The organism is Sphingomonas sp. Leaf37 (genome assembly GCF_920939475.1).
GTDB lineage: Bacteria > Pseudomonadota > Alphaproteobacteria > Sphingomonadales > Sphingomonadaceae > Sphingomonas.
On sequence record NZ_CAKLAX010000003.1, the window covers coordinates 668,213 to 682,638 of the forward strand.

Below are 14,426 nucleotides of genomic sequence, written 5' to 3' on the forward strand. Positions count from 1 at the left end.
AAGGCCCCATCATGTCTGCACCCGCCCCCAAGCCCTGGATCATGGGCATCGCGCCCTATGTCCCCGGCCGCGCCACCAGCGAGGACGGCCGCAAGGTCGCCAAGCTGTCGTCGAACGAGAATCCGTTCGGCACCCCCGATGCCGCCCGTGCCGCGTACCGCGATGCCGCGATGCATCTGGAGCGCTATCCGGACGCCGCTGCGGTCGATCTGCGCAGCGCACTGGCGGCGCATTACGGGGTAGAGGCCGATCGGCTGATCTACGGCACCGGATCGGACGAAGTGTTGCACCTTGCCGCCGGCACCTTCGCCGGGCCGGGGGACGAGATCATCCACGTCCGCTACGGCTTCGCGGTGTACGAGATCGCGACGCGGCGCGTCGGCGCGACGCCGGTGGTGGTCGCCGACCGCGACTATGCGACCGACGTCGATGCGATCCTGGCGGCGGTGACCGAGCGGACCAAGGTCGTGTTCGTCGCCAATCCGAACAACCCGACCGGCACCTATTCCACTCGCGAAGAGATCGCCCGCCTGCATGCCGGGCTGCCGTCTTCGGTGCTGCTGGTGCTCGATCAGGCGTACACCGAATATCTCGAGCCGGAGGACGACGACGGCGGGCTGGAACTCGCCCGCACCGCCTCCAACGTGCTGGTGACGCGCACCTTCTCCAAGATCTTCGGGCTGGCGTCGGAGCGGGTGGGCTGGGGCTATGCCTCGCCCGGCATCATCGATGCGATGCACCGTATCCGCGCGCCGTTCGCGTTCAGCATCGGCGCACAGGCTGCCGCGATCGCCGCGCTGGGCGATGCCGGCTTCGTGGAACGCAGCCGCAGTCACAACCGTGAATGGCGGGCGTGGTTCAGCCGGCAGATCGATGTGCTGCCCGGTTTGCGCGCGGTGCCGAGCAAGGCCAATTTCGTCCTCGTCCTGTTCGAAGGGGCGCTTACGGCAGAGGTCGCATACAAGGCGTTGATGGCCGCAGGCTACGCGACCCGCTGGCTGCCGGGGCAAGGCCTGCCGCATGGCCTGCGCATCACGATCGGCACGGATAGCGAGATGCGCGATGTCGTCGACGTGCTCCGGACAGAGGTCGGGAACGCCGGCTGATGCTCCCTTTCGCGCGCGTCACGATCATCGGGCTGGGGCTGATCGGCTCGTCGGTGGCGCGGGCGGTGCGGGCGACGATGCCGACGGTACGGATCACCGGTTATGACGCCGATCCGCAGGTGCGCGCCGTCGCCGACCGGATCGATCTCGCCGACGACATCGCCGACAGCGCCGGGGCGGCGGTCATCGACGCCGATCTCGTCATGCTCTGCGTCCCCGTCGGGGCGATGGGCGCGGTGGCGGCGGAGTTCGTCGACGACCTGCCCGCCGATGCGATCGTCAGCGACGTGGGTGGGTCGAAGGAAAGCGTGCTCGCCGCCCTGCGCGCGGTGTTGCCGCACGCGACGATCGTGCCCGGCCATCCGGTGGCCGGCACCGAACACAGCGGGCCGGAGGCGGGCTTCGCGACGCTGTTCCGCGGCCGCTGGTGTATCCTGACGCCCGAGGACGGCATGGCCGAGGCACCGGTCGTCCGGCTCCGCACCTTCTGGGAAACGCTCGGCGCGCAGGTCGAGGTCATGACGCCGAAGCATCACGATCTGGTGCTGGCGGTGACCAGTCACGTCCCCCATCTCATCGCCTATTCGATCGTCGGCACCGCCAGCGATCTGGAAGAGGTGACGCAGGGCGAGGTCATCAAATTCTCCGCCGGCGGTTTCCGCGATTTTACCCGCATCGCCGCGTCCGATCCCGTGATGTGGCGCGACGTCTTCCTCAACAACCGCGAGGCGGTCCTAGAAATACTCCAGCGCCTAACCGAAGACGTCACCATGCTCCAACGCGCAATCCGCTGGGGCGATGGCGACCAGTTATTCGACCTGTTTACCCGCACCCGCGCGATCCGCCGCTCGATCATTGAGCAAGGGCAGGACGACGCCAAGCCGGACTTTGGCCGCAGCCACTGACGCGTCAGCCGCGATCCAGCGTGTTGATTGCGGCATGCACCCGCGCCTCGATATGCTCGCGCGGCAGACCTGCGGGAATCACCTCGCCCAGCCGGATCGTCACCACTCCGGGACGCTTCGCACCCTGCTTCGGCCAGACGATTCCGGTATCCAGCGCGACCGGGATCACCGGCATCCCCAATGCCCGGTATAATCCGGCAAAACCCGATTGCAGCGGCGGCTGCTCGCCCGGCGAGACGCGGGTCCCCTCGGGATAGATCAGGATCGATCGCCCTTCCGCCTTCAGCGCCTTCGCCTCCCGCATCATCGACCGCAACGCACCCGCCGATGCCTCCCGGTCGGCGACGATCCCGCCATACTGCATCGCCGCCCAGCCCCAGAACGGCAGCTTGCTGAGTTCGCGCTTGATGACCATCGCGGGGCCACCAAGCAGCAATTGCAATTCCAGCGTCTCGAACATCGCCTGATGCTTCGCCGCGAAGAAATAGGTGCCGGGAGGCACCACGCCTTCCACCCGCACCCGAATGCCCATGACACGGCGGTACAGCATCCGATGCATGAGCGCCCAGACATGCGCATGGCGCACGACGGCCGCGCGCCCGAACAGCGCCGACACTGGCACGCTCAATACGATCGGCACCGACAATCCGTAGAACAGGATCGAGAAGAGCAAGGTCCGCAGCCGATTCACCCACCCACTCCCAGCCACAGCGCCACGCGCCGCAGGATCAGTTTGTTGTATTCGTTGACCAAAGTACCCAATCGCGGGGTGCTCGGCACCCCGTCCCCCAGCACCAGCACGCCCGGCCCCATTGCCGCCGACAGCTCCATCCGCGCACGGGGAACGTGCCAGTCGGAGGTCACGAGCCGCACCGTGCGATAGCCATGCGTCTTGACCCAGGCTGCCGTCTCCTCGGCGTTCGACCGGGTATCCACCGCATCCGCGCCCAGGTCGATGCAACAGGCGAACAGCGACTGCGGCGTGCGATATTCGCGAGCCAGATCAACCGCCCGCACCCCCGGTGCAACCCCCGTCACCAGCATTCGCCGCGCCTGCTTCGCTTGCAACACGGCGATGCCGCGGTCGATTCGCCCGGCGCCACCGGTCGGCACGACGATCGCATCGGTCGTATTCGCCGCCAGCGGCACCGGCAGCAGCAACATGAATGCCGCAAACCCCAAGCACCACGACAGCCCCACCAATCCGAGGAAACGGACGATCACAGCGACCGCCGCAGCGCGCCGATGACGGTGATCCGCGCCGCCACCGTCGCCAGCAACACGAAGGCGAGCGGTAACAGCACCAGCAGCGTCCAGTCGCCCGCGCCCAACGTGATGCCGCCGAGCAGTTGCGATCCCAACGCTGCCAGCCGTGTGCCGAGGAACACCAGAACGACCAGCGCCGCCAGCCCGCCGGCCACCCCGCCGATCGCCGCATCCAGCGCGACGCGGCGTTGAAAGAGACGGGCGACCTGCACGTCGGTCGAGCCCAGCATATGCATTACCTCGATCGTCGCGCGATGTGTCTCCAGTCCGGCCCGTGCTGCGAGCACCACTACCGCACCGGTCGCAACCAGCATCAGCACGACCAGCGCCAGCGCCAGCCACGTCAGCGTGTCGAGGAAGCCGCTGACCGGCGACATCCAGCGCTGGTGGCGATCGACGCGGCTCGACGCACTCACCCGGCGCACCGCCGCGATCACGCGTTCGGGATCGGCTCCGCTCGCCAGATCCACATCGATCATCACTGGCACCGGCAGATCGGCATCCTCTGCAGCATCGCCCAGCCAGGGTTCGAGCAGGCGCGCCAGCTCGGCGCGATCCACCGCACGCACCCGGCGCACCTCCGGCAACGCCTGCAATACTGTCAGCGTTCGCGCCGCCAGCGCGTCGCGCGCGACCGGGCTGCCCTCGACCACCTGCACCGTCAGGCGGCCGGCCAGCTGCCGCTCCAGCACCGCCGCTGATTGCCGCGTCCCCAGCCCCAGCGCCGCGGCGAGCAGTGTCAGGAACAGCATGATCGCCATGACCCACGTCATCGCGCGCAGGCCCCCCGCTTCGTCGAGCACCCGCCGTTCGCTGCCGCTACTGGCCCGGCCGGGGATCACGCCTGCCCCCGCGGCGGCGGCGGATAGCGGAGCGCGCCCGTCGGATCGAGCAGTCGTCCTTTGTCCAGCCGCATCATCTGCGCACCCTGTACACGGCTCAGCAGCTGAAAATCATGCGTGGCGACGACGACGGTAGTACCGAGCTTGTTGAGCGATTCGAACAAATGGATCAGCCGGTCCGCCATCTCGGGATCGACGTTGCCGGTCGGCTCGTCCGCGACCAGCACTTCGGGCCGGCCGATCACAGCCCGGGCGATGGCGACGCGCTGCTGCTCGCCGCCCGACAGCGTGGCGGGCCGCGCCTGCGCTCGTTCGCCCAGCCCGACCCAAGCCAGCATCTCGCGTACCGGCTGCTCGATATTCTCGTCCGGCATACCGGCAACGCGCAGCGGCAGCGCGATATTGTCCCATGCCGACAGGTGCGGCACGAGCCGGAAATCCTGAAACACCACCCCGATGCGCCGGCGAAATCCGGGCAGGCGGCTGCGCGGCATCGTCACCGCATCCTCACCAAACAGGCGGATGATCCCCCGACTTGGCCTTTGCGCCAGATACAGGAGTTTCAACAGCGACGTCTTGCCTGCGCCGCTGGCCCCGGTCAGGAAGTAGAAGGCGCCGCTGCCCAGCGTAAAGCTGATATCCGACAGGGTTTCCTGGCCCGTGCCATATCGCAGCCCAACATTTTCGAACTGCACGATATTTGCCATGCGCCTGGCCGCAACCGCTCCATCGAGGTGGCAGCCGATGATATCCGGCCCCGAACCCGTGCCTTCGCATGGCCGGCGTGCGGCTTCAAGCTTGCCACGCGGGCGGGGGTCGTGCTTACAATCGCCATCGTCGCGGTTCTCGTTCCGCGGCACGTCCGTAAAGCGTTGCGCATGATCCTCGAATGTCCCGAATGCAGCACCCGCTATCTGGTGCCCGACAGCGCGATCGGGGCCGAGGGTCGCACCGTGCGTTGCGCCAATTGCCGGCATAGCTGGTTTCAGGACCCGCCGGAACCCGAAGCGCCGCCGCTACCTGCATCCCCGGTCGAACGGATACAGTCCGAGCCAACGGCCATTGCCGAAGCGGACGACGATACCGTCCCGCCGTTCCTGGAGCCCGCGGCGATCCCGTCCGCCCGCCCGGTACCGGTGCTGGAACCGATCGTCACCGCGCCCGATTACGATGCCTTCGCGCATCGCCCGCCGTTCCACCCCCGCCGCAATACGTCGAAGCGGTGGACCGTGATCGCGGTGGTCGCCGGCCTGCTGATGATCGCCGGGGTGGGCGCCATCCTCTATCTCGGCGCGCCCGGCCTGCTGGCGCGCATCGGCCTGCCCGTCGGCGCGACTGATTCGCCTTTGCGCTTGAAGGATAATCCGATCGAGCGTCGTGAGCTGGAGAATGGGTCGGAGCTGTTCGCGGTGAGCGGACAGGTCACCAATCCGTCGAGCGAGCGCCAGCGCGTGCCCGATATTCGTGCCGAGTTGCGCGATGCGCAGGGCCGCATCGTCTACAGCTGGACGATCACGCCGCAGCAGCGCACGCTCAATCCCGGCGGATCGATCGACTTCAATTCCGCCAAGCTCGACGTGCCATCGAACTCCAAACGACTAGAGCTTAGTTTCGCCGGCGAAGCCGCGAACTGACCTGCGCGAATCGACCGCCGTGCAGCAGCGCGGCGGCAAGCATACCGACGCCGGACGCCCAGACCAAAGCGACCGGCCCGACCCCGTGATGCACCAGCCACCAACCGGCGCCGCCGGTGAGGATGAAATAGGCGAGGATGCTGTTGACGCCAGCCACCACCTGATCGCCCAGACTGCGCAGGGCATAGACCAGCACCACCTGAATCCCGTCGAACACGATGAACGGTGCCCAGCGCGGCAACATCGTCACGGCGATCGCGTGGACTTCCGCCGTTGCCGGGAACAACACGACGATCATCGGCGCAGCCAGCGCCAGCAGAGTCGCTCCGATCCCCAGCGCGACGCACGCCAGTCCCAGTGCGATCGACGTGCGTCGCACTGCCGCGGTCGGCTGCCCCTCACCCACCGCATTGCCTGCGCGCACGCCCGCCGCCGATCCCAGCCCGAGGGCGACGGCAAAGGTGACGTTGTGCATCGAGAACACGATCTGGAATGCATGTGCCGCCGCATCGCCAAGCTGCGTCGATAACGCGATCAGGATCGAAAACCCGGCCAGTTCAAGCCCCGATGCCACCGCCGGCACGATCCCGAACGCCGCCAGCGACCACGCGCCGCGTGGCACCGCCGCCCAGGCGAATCGGTCTAAGCGCAACACCTCGCGCGCGCGTGCGCGCGGCAGGGTTAACACGCTCGCGATCATGCCGACCGCGCCGAACATCGATGCGATACTGGTCGCGAGCGCCGCTCCCACCGCACCCATCGCCGGCAATCCCAAATGCCCTGCAGATAGCGCCCAGGCGAGTACGGCGTTGATCGGCAGCACCGACAGGTTGACGACGGTAACCCTGCGCGGGCGGCTGACCCCTTCGAGAAAGAAGGCGGCAGCGACATTCACCAGCTGGAACGGATAGGCGATCGCGAATGCCCGAACGACACGCGCGCTTTCGTCCACCCGGTCCGACGCGACCCCGATCAGGGTGAGCAACGGCTCGGCGAAGGTGAGGAATATGCCGGCGATCGCCAGTCCCAGCACCAGACCGAGCAGCAATCCCTCGCGGAGCACTGCGCCAGTGCGTGGCAGGTCGCCGGCGCCATCCGCGCGCGCCGCCATCACCAACACGCCCGACAGCCACGACAGACCGGTAACGATCCCCACGAAGCCGAGCGCCCGGCTCGCGCCCAGTGCGGCGACTTCTTCGGTCGAGACGAGGCCGACGACCATCACGTCGGTGACCTGCAACAACGTCCAGTTGAGGCTGGTCAGCACCACCGGCCACGCCAGCGCGAGCAGCAGCCGGGTCTCGGCGCGCGTCGTCAGAACGGGGGCTGCGTGCGCCATGCCGCGGGCGCTACCCGCTCCTCCCCTATCCGAAAAGCACGATGATCATGAAAAGGTACGTTGCGGAGTGGGAAACGCTTTGCTAGGGGCCTGCGCCTGCCAGATGCCGGCTCAGCCCGGCGTTCTCACACGTGCGGCCGTGGCGGAATTGGTAGACGCGCAACGTTGAGGTCGTTGTGGGCGAAAGCCCGTGGAAGTTCGAGTCTTCTCGGCCGCACCACTTCTTTCATCCTTCCCGAACAGCGAGATGCCCTCAGGTCCCCTCACCCGCAGCCGAGCACGCGCGACAGGCTGGTGAGCGGCAACGGTGCACAGAACCGGAAGCCAAAGCGGTCCTCGCGGGTCCAGCACACCGATCCGAAGGTCGCGACGTTGATCTCCGGCAGCAGTACACTGCCCGCTTGACTGACGTGGATTGGGGTGTGGCTAAGTAATTTTACCCCGCCGGGCGAGATGTCGAGGATATCGACCGCTATCCGGGCATCGCCGACGCGCATGATGGCGCTTGCCTGCATCGCAAAGCGTGGCGTCCGGGCGATATGCCCGTGATCGTCGCGCAGGCAGAACACGGCGGAGATATCCTGTGCCGCGTCGAATTCGACGCCGGCCTTGAACCCGTTCACCCAGCGGACGGTCACCGCGGTTTCCGACATGCCGCGCACTTCGATCAGCATGCGGTCGCCGACCAGCGGTGCCGACGTGAAGCGTGCCATCAGTCCGTGACTGGATATGTCATGGACGAGGCAGGCCGATTCGCCGCCGGTGTGCCGGATCCGGCCGATGAGCAGCACGGTCGCGTGCCGCTTGCCTCCGCGACGCTGGTCGGGATGCGTCGGCACCGGATCGTGCGACGGCGTGATGGGGCCCTGACACATCGCGTCATTCCTTCCGTGCGGTGCTGGATCGATGGCTGGTCGCGGTTCGGATCATCCGCGACCGGAATTTGACGCGTTGCCAGAACGTCGCATCGGACACCCGCCATTCGCGGATCGCGACGGCGACCTGCAGATCGATGGCGCTTTCCGCATCCTCGCGCGGCATGGCGGCGAAGCGGCGGGCGGTGACCTCCAGTCTTTGGGGCAGATGTGGCAGCGGCGGCAGGGCGGATTGAGCGGGCATGATCTATTTTCCAAACAGCGCGCGGGTGGCGCCACCAAGGGAGAGTTGGTCGAACTTCAGCCGCATCGTCACGTACGGACCCTGACGGGTGTAACGATCGTCCTCGAAATCGCGGTCGCGATAACCCGCCAGATTGTAGCCGGCGCTGATCCACAGGTTCGCCGCGGGCGAGATACCGACCGACGGTCCGCCGCTCCACGACCACACGCCGCGATCCCAGGCGTGCTGCACCGATCCGGTCACGCCGATATCGAAACGGGTGCCGACATCCTGCCGCAGATCGAATCCGGCGACGTCGATAAAGCCGTCGAACCGGTCGTCGGCGTAGCGGCCGGCGACATATTTCGCGCCATAGTACAGCGTACCCTCGAAACCGTGGCCGAGCCCTTCGGGACCGCTGCGATAGTTGAGCTCCAGATTGTTGATCACGCGCGTCGTGACCTGATCGCCCGCACCATAAGCAGGCACGCCGAGCACGTTGCCGTCGTCGAATGCGCCATCGGCACTCTCGTGACGGAATTCGAGGCGTTCGAGCAGCGACCAGCGGCTGTCGAGCGGACGCCATGCCAGTGCCAGGTCCGCGCTCGCCTGCATCGCGAGCGCACCCGATGCGTCGCGGACCCGGAACGCGCGCAGGCTGGACGCGATCGTCTTGCCCTCGCCCAGCCGCCGCAGCAGGCTGGTGACGATCCCGAAGCGATCCTCGTTCTGGCCGTCGCGATATTCGATCCGCCCGGTCCACGACCATTGCCGCGCACGATAGGTGGCGCCGAGCGTCGCTGCGGTGAAATCGCCGTCGCCCGAACCAACGACCGTCCCGCCTCCCAAGCCGCCGCTGCTGCTGCTGCCGACGATGCCGCCCGACGCGACCGGCTGGAATGCGTTGATGACCGCGCCCTGCGGAATGCGTCCGCGCACCGTGCTGGTCGCGTCCCATGTCGCATCGACCGACCAGCGCTTGCCGAGCGGCAGCGACTGGCTGAGCCCGTATTGCGCATAGGTACGGCTGCCATTCTCACCGATGGCCTGCTGGTTGAGCGTGCTCATCAGCTTCGCACCCGTCCACGGCGCGACGTCGAAGCCGACCTGGGCGGTATGCGCGGTATAATCCTTGCCGCTGGCGATTTCGTAGCCGGTGAGCAGGCGAATGCCAGGCTTGATCCGCCATGCCGCGGTCAGCTGATGCCGGACGGGGAAGTCCACCGACGCCTTGTCGCCGCCCGGCGCGACCTGCGTCTGGCCGGCCAGCGTCAGCTTGCCGCCGAACAGCGACTGGCTGCCGCCCAGCGTGAGCAGTCGCGAATCGCGGTCGCCGCCATCCAGCCCGCGATCGGATGCGAACTGGCCGCCGACGAAGATCGTGCCGGCATCGCGGCGATATTCCAGACGGGCCTCGCCCGCGGTACGCCGGGCGGCGCTGACCAGCATGTCCTGATACCAGGCGGTGCCGGTGATGCTCAGCCGGTCGGTCAGCGCGACGCGGCCGTCGAGGCCGACCTTGCGCGTGCCCGCCTCCACCAGATTCTGCTGGCCGAGGCCAAAGCCGGCATCCTGCTGGCGGATGTAGCCGAGCAGGTCGACCCCGCCGCCATGATGCTCCGCTTCGGCGAGGAAGGCGATGGCATGGCCGAAGGCATCGTCCGGCCCACCCTTGCCGCCGGTCGCGAACTCGCCGCGCAATTCGGTCGCGGTGCCGATCCGCGCCTTGATGTCGGCGCCAGCGACGGTGGCATTGCCCGCGGTCTCGTCGCGGATAACGCTGGCGCCGATCTCGACCTTGCCGACCCTGGCAGAGGCGCGGGCGGCGGCGGCGAGCTTTTCGGTGCGGCCGCCCTCGACCTCGTAGTCGGCGACGATGAAGACCGGATTCTGGCTGATGTCGCGGCTCAACACCGGTTCGCGGAAACGGACCGTGCCGAGATCGACGTCGATATCGTAATCGATGTGCCGGGTCAGCTGGGTGGTCGAGACGATCAGTTCCGAGCGGAAGCGATCCCGCACCTCGATCCGCAATTTGTCGCTGTTGGGGACGATGCGGCGGGCGCGCAACCGGTACGGACCGCTCAGGCCGTTACCCTGGATCTCGTCGCGCGCGTACAGCGTATCGGTCTTTGCGGCGAAGCCCTGCACGGCGACGGTGCGCCCCTGATAGGCCGCCTTCACACCATTGAGCGTGCGGCTGTAGCGGGTCAGCTGCGTGTCGGTGAAGCCGCTCTCGAAATCGCCGAACAGGGCATAGAATTCGCGCCGTTCCAGCCGGAGGTACAGCTTGCGCCGGGTCGCCGCGTCATAGCCCTGCGCGCTGCCGTCGCCGTAGACCGTGTAATAGCGGTTGGGATCGATCGTGCCGAGCAGGCCGCGTGTCGGATCATAGGCTCGGTCGCTGTCATAGGCGATCGTCATCAGCCACGATCCCTTGATCCGGCCCTTGGCGTAGAAGGCGAGCTGCCCGTCGGTGACGACGGCGTTGCGCTGCGAGCGGGGCAGCGAGCGGCCATGTTTGCTGAGCATGTCGTAGCCGACGCTGCCGGCGCCGAAGCCGACGACGGTCCAGTCCTGCTGCGCCGCGTCCAGCCAGGCCCGGATTTCGCTGCTGCGAACCTGCTTGTCGTCGGTAAGCGTCACCACGGCATGCACCGCACCGGCCTGCGTCGTCGGCTGGAGCGCGATGAAGGCATAGCCGTCGTCGCCGACGACGCGTGCGGTGGTTGCGGCACTGTCGCGGCCGGCGAGCTGGCGACCCTGCTGCAGTTCCGCCTCGATCGCTGCCTGATAGGGTTGATCGACGCGGAAGGGCACCAGCGTGCCCGCGCGAACCGGACGGCCATCCGTGTCGGTGACGCGAACCGCGATCAGCGGGCGGTGCAGGCCATCGGCCAGCAGGCGGCTTTTGGCCGGATCGATCACGGCCCGGACGGGTACGCCGGCGTAATGGACACTGCGCTCCAGCGTCTGCACGACCGCGCCCCCGGCATCCAGCACGCGCGCCACCAGCCGGTTGTCGCCCGCCTGCAGCGGCAGCCCGGTCCAGGTCGAGACGGCGGCGGCACCGTCGCTGTCGACACCGTCGAAGGCGAGCGGATCGGTGCCATGCCCGTTGACGGTCAGGGCGACGCGCTGGCCGGGGGCGTGCAGGATGGCGACCCGCAACACCGGTGCGCGCGGGTTGTGATCCACCGCCGGGAACAGCCAGTCGATGCCGGGCGCCTGCCCCTTCAGCCAGTTGCGGTTACCCGCCGCCTCGGCATCGCCTGCGACCGAGATCGGCAGCGCGTCGATCGCGACCGCGGCCTTGCCGGTCGGACGCAGCTGGAAATCGACGCGCTTCAACACGCCGCCTTCGGCCTCGACGAAGCGCGAGATCGCGCTGCGCGCCTGCCGCGTGTCGATGTCACAGGCGACGGGTTGATGGCTGGCGGGCACGCTGGCCGTGTCGATCTGGACGACATGCCGGCCCGGACGGATCCCCTCGATATGATACAGGCCGTCGCGATCGGTGACGACGAAGGTGCCATCCTCCAGCATCAGGCGGATGCCGGCCAACCCCTTGCGCTTGTCGACGGGGTCGCCGCAATCGCCCTCGGTCACGCGCCCGATCAGCGTCATCGCATCGGTGAACAGCAGCGGGCGCAACCGGACCGAAGCCGCCGCCGGGTTGCTGGTGACGCGAGCATCGCCCGACACCTGCGCGCGGTTGAGCGCCTCGCCCGACGGCGCGCCGGGCGCGACGGTGACGACGTAGCGGATATCCGCAGTACCACTGGCAGGGATCGATGGAATCGCGAAGCTGAGGTTGCGTCCATCAGCGGAGATCGTCGGTTCGGCGCCGCCGCGCGTCGATCCCCGTTCGTAGCGCAGCCCCTGCGGCAGGTAATCGGCCAGCGTCAGCCCCGACGCCGCCACCGAATCGCGATTGTTGACGAGGATGCGGTACTGGATGAAGTCGCCCGGCGACGCCTCGCGCACCGACGCGGTCTTGGTCAGCAGCAGCTTGCCGTCACCGGGCCGGTCGAGCGGCACGTCGACATAGACCGGATCCCGATCGACCAGCGTCAGATATCCGCCATAGCTGGCATCGACGATGATGAACGGATCGCCCGCGGGGTCCTTCAGCGCCGCCAGTGTCGCCGGACCGACGACGGAGGGCGCGGTATAGTCGCCGGGCGGCACGATCTTCAGCGAATAGCGTCCCGGACGCGCGAACGGGAATCGGAACCGGCCCGGCAGCGGCTCGTACTTGCGTCCTGACGCATCGGTGACGGCCGCACCGCTGACGACGGTCGCGGGATAGCGGCTGACGCCGTCGTCGCCGAAGACGATCGCCGGCTGCCCGGCTTCATCCAGCAACGTCACCTCCGCGCCGTCCACGATCTGGCCGGTGCGCGAATCGAAGACATAGCCGGCGGGATCGATCAGCAGGTCGATCGTCGAGCCGTAGCTGTGCTGATCCTCGGTGAAGGTCAGGCGCAGGCGGTCGCCGCGCTTCAGATCGAGCGAACAGGCGGCCAGAGCGGCATTGCTGCGGTCGTTCGCCGCCGGCACGGCGCCGGCGAACACGCCGGTATCCTCACCGGTTTCCAGCAGTGGCAGCTTGCCGGTGATCTTGCCCGTATCGAACTGGACAAAGATCGTCTCGCGCAGCTTCGGATCGCGATTGTTACCCTCTGCGTCGATCGCCATGATCAACGGCGAGGTGATGTCGACCGACGCCAGCTCCGGTGCGGCGGCGAGCGTCGCCGCATCGATCGGTGCAGGCGTGAACGTCGGCGGCGTACCGTCGCACCGCATACCCGTGGGGACGTAGCCATTGGGTAGAAGGTGGAAGGTGAAACTGGTGGGCCGTTTCAGGCGGATGACGTCCAGCCCGACGGCGTTCGAGCGCACGACCTGTTCCGCGCCGCCGTCCCGGTAGGTCAGCGTGGCGATATTCTCGACGTGCGTCTGTGCGGCGGCCGGCAGGATGCTGCCAAGACCTGCGACGAGCGCGAGCATACGGAGGAAAGGCCGGACGATAGGCATGAGGGGACCGTGTCCCGGCGCGGGAGGGGCCGCGCCGGGATTCGGAAACTCCTTTTCTGGCTGGCGGAGGTTAGTTGATCTTGACGCGGAAGCTCGCGGCCACGGACGTGCCGCCGAGAAGGGTCGGGATCGTCGCCGTCACGGTCTTGGTGGTGGCATTGTACGATCCGTTGTAGGGACCGAGCACCTGCGTGCCGTCGTCGTTCTGGACGAAGCCGCTGAGCAGGCATTCGCCGCCAACGCCGAGGCCACCGATCGTCAGCGTGCCCGGAACGTAGGTGGTGTTGGCCGGGATGACGTCGGTCAGCTTGACGTCCGATGCCGGCGTCAACAGCGTGGCGTTGGTCGCGGTCAGGCAATATTGGACGATCGCCCCCGGCAAAGCCTTGGGGTTGAGCACGCTGATGTCGTCGGAGATGACCGTCGCCGTCTTGTTGACCGTCAGGTTGACGCTGCGGATGCCGACTTCATAGGTGGCATAGGCCCAGCCGGCGCCGTTGCGCAGCGCGTCGAAGCCGAGCAGACCGTCGTTGTCGTCATCGGCGAACACGACGTCGATGTCGTCCTTGCCGTTGACCGCCGACGGCGTCAGCGCGAGACCAGTCGTGCCCTGAGCGCCGCCGACCGCCGCCGTCGCCTTCAGCCCGACCTGCGCCATCGACGTCAGCACCGATGTCGGGATGTCGCCGACGATGAACACCGTGGCGCGGCCGTCGGCGGGCAATTCGTCGATGAACGATGCGGTGTCGACGCCCGCATCGTAGATGCCGTTGTTGTTGCTATCGACGTAGATCTTCAGGTCGCCGATATCGTAATTGTCGGTGCCGGTCAGGAAACCGGTCGGGATCAGCTGGCTCGATTCCAGCAAGAAATCCTGCGTGCCATTGGTGTTGTTGGTCACCTGAAAGGTGGTGACCGCACCGGTCTGGCCCAGATTGACCTGCGTCTTGGCCTGCGTGGCGATGACCGTCAGGTTGACCTTGCGGTCGACCACGAAGCTGGCCGTGTTCGACGTCGCCGTGCCGGCGGTGCCGTTGACCGTATAGGTCGCGCTGGCGGTGTTGGTGATGGTGGTACCGGCGACGGTACCGGTGGTGGACTGCGCGTGCGCGGTCCCGATCGACGCTATTGCGGCCGTGCCGGCCAACAACAAACGCCGCGCCCCTGTTGCGGACATGCGTGTTGCTCCTTGATGG

The 14,426-nt window shown here is 67.4% G+C and carries 12 protein-coding genes and 1 tRNA gene; 4 read left to right on the forward strand and 9 right to left on the reverse strand.

All coding sequences use genetic code 11. The features are described 5' to 3' along the window. Nucleotides 1-11 precede the first annotated feature (11 nt). Nucleotides 12-1,106 (forward strand): histidinol-phosphate transaminase, encoded by a 1,095-nt coding sequence (gene hisC, locus LRA87_RS12850; RefSeq protein WP_230631881.1) that lies wholly within the window; start codon nucleotides 12-14, stop codon nucleotides 1,104-1,106. Beyond that, entirely contained in the window at nucleotides 1,106-2,011 is a 906-nt protein-coding gene (locus tag LRA87_RS12855; protein WP_230631882.1) for a prephenate/arogenate dehydrogenase family protein, read from the forward strand. Before hisC ends, LRA87_RS12855 begins: the two co-directional genes overlap by 1 nt. Before the next feature lie 4 nt (nucleotides 2,012-2,015). Here LRA87_RS12855 and LRA87_RS12860 read toward each other — a convergent pair whose 3' ends face one another. Genes LRA87_RS12860 through ftsE form a run of 4 tightly spaced genes read right to left on the reverse strand, consistent with a single transcriptional unit; the run spans nucleotide 2,016 to nucleotide 4,826 of the window. Beyond that, the gene (locus LRA87_RS12860) at nucleotides 2,016-2,702 is read right to left on the reverse strand and encodes a lysophospholipid acyltransferase family protein (protein ID WP_230631883.1); all 687 of its coding nucleotides are present in this window, start codon (nucleotides 2,700-2,702) and stop codon (nucleotides 2,016-2,018) included. Next, nucleotides 2,699-3,235 (reverse strand): YdcF family protein, encoded by a 537-nt coding sequence (locus tag LRA87_RS12865; RefSeq protein WP_230631884.1) that lies wholly within the window; start codon nucleotides 3,233-3,235, stop codon nucleotides 2,699-2,701. The genes LRA87_RS12860 and LRA87_RS12865 overlap by 4 nt, the downstream gene beginning before the upstream one ends. Then, entirely contained in the window at nucleotides 3,232-4,119 is an 888-nt protein-coding gene (locus tag LRA87_RS12870; protein WP_230631885.1) for a cell division protein FtsX, read from the reverse strand. The genes LRA87_RS12865 and LRA87_RS12870 overlap by 4 nt, the downstream gene beginning before the upstream one ends. Beyond that, nucleotides 4,116-4,826: a cell division ATP-binding protein FtsE gene (gene ftsE / locus LRA87_RS12875; protein WP_230631886.1), complete on the reverse strand. Its 711-nt coding sequence runs from the start codon at nucleotides 4,824-4,826 to the stop codon at nucleotides 4,116-4,118. The genes LRA87_RS12870 and ftsE overlap by 4 nt, the downstream gene beginning before the upstream one ends. Nucleotides 4,827-4,997: 171 nt before the next feature. Between ftsE and LRA87_RS12880 the strand changes: the two genes are divergently transcribed. Beyond that, on the forward strand, nucleotides 4,998-5,753 hold the full coding sequence (locus LRA87_RS12880; RefSeq protein ID WP_230631887.1) for an MJ0042-type zinc finger domain-containing protein: 756 nt from the start codon (nucleotides 4,998-5,000) through the stop codon (nucleotides 5,751-5,753). On the opposite strand, the gene LRA87_RS12885 is transcribed toward LRA87_RS12880, so the two are convergent. Continuing rightward, on the reverse strand, nucleotides 5,725-7,092 hold the full coding sequence (locus tag LRA87_RS12885; RefSeq protein ID WP_230631888.1) for an MATE family efflux transporter: 1,368 nt from the start codon (nucleotides 7,090-7,092) through the stop codon (nucleotides 5,725-5,727). The two genes, LRA87_RS12880 and LRA87_RS12885, sit on opposite strands and share 29 nt — an antisense overlap. 133 nt (nucleotides 7,093-7,225) lie before the next feature. Here LRA87_RS12885 and LRA87_RS12890 point away from each other — a divergent pair. Continuing rightward, nucleotides 7,226-7,312: transfer RNA gene (locus LRA87_RS12890), tRNA-Leu, on the forward strand. Between the two features lie 43 nt (nucleotides 7,313-7,355). Here the strand turns inward: LRA87_RS12890 and LRA87_RS12895 are convergent. The 4 genes from LRA87_RS12895 to LRA87_RS12910 form a co-directional block, all read right to left on the reverse strand. Next, on the reverse strand, nucleotides 7,356-7,967 hold the full coding sequence (locus LRA87_RS12895; RefSeq protein ID WP_230631889.1) for a PilZ domain-containing protein: 612 nt from the start codon (nucleotides 7,965-7,967) through the stop codon (nucleotides 7,356-7,358). Nucleotides 7,968-7,971: 4 nt separating this feature from the next. After that, nucleotides 7,972-8,211 (reverse strand): hypothetical protein, encoded by a 240-nt coding sequence (locus LRA87_RS12900; RefSeq protein ID WP_230631890.1) that lies wholly within the window; start codon nucleotides 8,209-8,211, stop codon nucleotides 7,972-7,974. Nucleotides 8,212-8,214: 3 nt separating this feature from the next. Further along, nucleotides 8,215-13,230, reverse strand: coding sequence for a DUF11 domain-containing protein (locus tag LRA87_RS12905; RefSeq protein WP_230631891.1), 5,016 nt, complete (start codon nucleotides 13,228-13,230; stop codon nucleotides 8,215-8,217). Between the two features lie 70 nt (nucleotides 13,231-13,300). Continuing rightward, nucleotides 13,301-14,407 (reverse strand): hypothetical protein, encoded by a 1,107-nt coding sequence (locus LRA87_RS12910; RefSeq protein WP_230631892.1) that lies wholly within the window; start codon nucleotides 14,405-14,407, stop codon nucleotides 13,301-13,303. Nucleotides 14,408-14,426: the final 19 nt, after the last annotated feature.

Excerpts from the sequence above, each read along its gene's own strand:
- hisC (WP_230631881.1), top strand. The coding sequence starts at position 12 with ATGTCTGCACCCGCCCCCAAGCCCTGGATCATGGGCATCGCGCCCTAT.
- LRA87_RS12855 (WP_230631882.1), top strand. The coding sequence starts at position 1,106 with ATGCTCCCTTTCGCGCGCGTCACGATCATCGGGCTGGGGCTGATCGGC.
- ftsE (WP_230631886.1), bottom strand. The coding sequence starts at position 4,826 with ATGGCAAATATCGTGCAGTTCGAAAATGTTGGGCTGCGATATGGCACG.
- LRA87_RS12880 (WP_230631887.1), top strand. The coding sequence starts at position 4,998 with ATGATCCTCGAATGTCCCGAATGCAGCACCCGCTATCTGGTGCCCGAC.
- LRA87_RS12885 (WP_230631888.1), bottom strand. The coding sequence starts at position 7,092 with ATGGCGCACGCAGCCCCCGTTCTGACGACGCGCGCCGAGACCCGGCTG.
- LRA87_RS12895 (WP_230631889.1), bottom strand. The coding sequence starts at position 7,967 with ATGTGTCAGGGCCCCATCACGCCGTCGCACGATCCGGTGCCGACGCAT.
- LRA87_RS12900 (WP_230631890.1), bottom strand. The coding sequence starts at position 8,211 with ATGCCCGCTCAATCCGCCCTGCCGCCGCTGCCACATCTGCCCCAAAGA.
- LRA87_RS12905 (WP_230631891.1), bottom strand. The coding sequence starts at position 13,230 with ATGCCTATCGTCCGGCCTTTCCTCCGTATGCTCGCGCTCGTCGCAGGT.
- LRA87_RS12910 (WP_230631892.1), bottom strand. The coding sequence starts at position 14,407 with ATGTCCGCAACAGGGGCGCGGCGTTTGTTGTTGGCCGGCACGGCCGCA.